General features: G+C 66.0%; 2 protein-coding genes and 1 tRNA gene. All 3 read right to left on the bottom strand.

Annotation, left to right across the window (positions count from 1 at the left end; genetic code table 11):
- Positions 1 to 5: 5 nt before the first annotated feature.
- Positions 6 to 78: transfer RNA gene (locus V6M39_RS06525), tRNA-Asn, on the bottom strand.
- A complete protein-coding gene (locus V6M39_RS06520; protein ID WP_332642950.1) occupies positions 69 to 659 on the bottom strand; it encodes a sigma-70 family RNA polymerase sigma factor in 591 nt (196 codons plus the stop codon). The genes V6M39_RS06525 and V6M39_RS06520 overlap by 10 nt, the downstream gene beginning before the upstream one ends.
- Positions 660 to 730: 71 nt before the next feature.
- On the bottom strand, positions 731 to 2,603 hold a 1,873-nt coding region (dnaG, locus tag V6M39_RS06515), incomplete at its 5' end, for a DNA primase (RefSeq protein ID WP_332642949.1).

Raw genomic sequence — 2,603 nt, 5'->3', positions numbered from 1 at the left:
TCTTGCTCCCCCGATTGGACTCGAACCAATAACCTGCCGATTAACAGTCGGCTGCTCTGCCAATTGAGCTACAGGGGATCGGCCCCACGGTGTGGAGCACGGTGCACAACCTTAGCAAGTCCCACGCGCAGATGCCGCATCGCCTTCGCCTCCCGGTGCCTGACTTGCGCGACGGTCAGGCCACAGGTGTGCGCGACCTCACTGAGCGTCATCGGAGCAGCATCCGGAGTGCCCAATCCGTAGCGCAGGCGTACGACTTCGGCGAGCTCGTCAGGAAGTCCCAAGAGGAGCTCGTGCCCGTCACTGGCAGCGGCGTCCGCGAACAGTTCGTCGCTGGCGTTGAGAGGCTCGTCGCGGCGCGCCTGCTTCATGGCCGAGCCGATCCAGTGCCAGGCGTACGTTGCCAGGCGTGTTCCGCAATCGGGATCGAAGCGGTCGACGGCTCGGATCAGCCCTAGAGCACCGGACTGCACGGCATCGCGCATCTCGTCTCCCCTGAATCCATGCAGCATCGCCCGAAGCGCCACAGCTCGCATTCCTGCGGTGATGAGCGCGTCACGAGCCGCGGGATCGCCAGAACGCGCTCTGCGAGCGAGGGCCTGCTCGTCCGCAGCTGCGAGCTGAGGTTGGGCGAGCAGGGTCTTGATGAAGGCGTCCATGACGCCAGACTCCGCCGCGCACAGCACCGCTGTGTTGCCCCGCGTACGGGCTGTGGACGCGGCCTCGCGAGCTAGAGGGTGGGGATGCCGATCGAGCGGTCGCGCAGAGTGCGGTGCTGCTGCTCGAGCGCGATGAGCTCACCGAACATGCGGTTGTAGGGCTCGGCTTCATCAATCGGGTTGGTGCGCTGCAGCTTGGACTTGACTTCATTGATGCGGCGAGCCGTCGTGAGCAGCTGGAGCCGGAGGATGACGGACTCAACGACGGCGCTGGTGTTGCTCTCCCCCGCACGCATCGGCTCGACTGCGGCTTGCGCGAGTACGCGCTTGAGCTCGTCGCTGGCCACCGAGTCAGAAAGCTTGGGCAGCCAGTTGGAGTCGGGGGCATCGGGCCACGGCATGGCCTGGATGAAGCCCCACAGCTCCTGTGAGATCGGGTGCGTGAAGTCGTTCGCGTCGAGCCCCTCGGCGAGTTCCTTCGCGAGATGCGGGTGCTGGACGATCGCCTTGAGTGCCTCGCGCTCGTCGAAGAACTGCGGGCCGCCGAAGCTCGACACCTCGACTGGCGGAAGGTCACTCGTCGGCGGTGTCGTCGTCGGACGGGTGCTTGTCGTCGCAGCAGGCTTGGGCGCAGCAGCGCGCTTGCGGTGCTCAGCGCGTACCTGCTCGATATCGACACCCACACGTCCGGAGATCTCGCGCAGGAGCTCGTCGACCTTGGACTTGTCACGGATCGCTGATGCGAGCGAGACCGCCTCACGTACGGCGTCGACGCGCTGGTCACCACGGTCAAGGTCGTACTTGCTGAGCATGTTGTCGAGCACGAAGCGGTAGAGCGGGATGCGCGACGCAACAAGCTCGCGTACGGCGGCGTCGCCATCGGCGAGGCGGAGGTCGCACGGATCCATACCGCGCGGCTCGACGGCTACGTAGGTCTGCGCGACGAACTGCTGGTCGCCGCTGAAGGTCTTGAGCGCCGCACGCTGGCCGGCTTCGTCACCGTCAAACGTGAAGATGACCTCGCCGTGGAACGCATCGTGATCGAGCATCAGGCGGCGCATCACGCGCGCGTGGTCTTCGCCGAACGCCGTGCCGCAGGTTGCGACGGCGGTCATCACGCCGGCTTGATGGCAGGCCATGACGTCGGTGTAGCCCTCGACGATGACGGCCTGGCTCGACGACGAGATCGCCTTGCGGGCCATGTCGAGCCCGTAGAGGACCTGGCTCTTCTTGTAGATCGGTGTCTCGGAGGTGTTGAGGTACTTGGCCTCAACGCGGTCGTCGTCGAACATGCGGCGCGCGCCGAAGCCGATGATCTCGCCGGTCATCTCGCGGATCGGCCAGAGCAGCCTGCCTCGGAACCGGTCGTACAGGCCGCGATTGCCCTTGGCCGCGAGGCCGCCGATCGTGAGCTCGTCGTCGGTGAACCCCTTGGCCTTGAGGTGGGCGACCAGCGCCTCTCCCCCGCGCGGCGCGAATCCCATACCGAAGATCTCGGCGGCAGCCTGGTCGAAACCGCGATCCTTCACGAACTGGCGGCCGACCTCGGCATCTGTCGATGACTGCAGGGCGGCGGCGTAGAACGCGCCGGCTTCACGGTGTGCCTCGAGCAGACGGTTGCGCTGCTGGGGATCGCGACGCGGCCCGGCGTCGCCGTCCTCGTAGCGCAACGTGATGCCGTACTTGGAGGCCAGTCGTTCGACCGCCTCGACGAACGTGAGGCCCTCGATCTCCATCAGGAACTTGTAGACGTCACCGGACGCGTCGCAGCCGAAGCAGCGGTAGAACCCCTGCACTGGTCGGACGTTGAACGACGGCGATTTCTCGTCGTGGAACGGGCACAGGCCGATGCGGTTGCCACCGGCGTTGCGGAGGGTGACGTATTGCTCGATGACCTCGTCGATGCGGGCGCGCTCGCGGACGAGCTGAATGTCCTCGTCCTTG

The organism is Aeromicrobium sp., from assembly GCF_036675695.1.
In the GTDB taxonomy this organism is placed as follows: Bacteria; Actinomycetota; Actinomycetes; order Propionibacteriales; family Nocardioidaceae; genus Aeromicrobium.
This window is presented reverse-complemented; position numbering and strand designations above follow the sequence as displayed.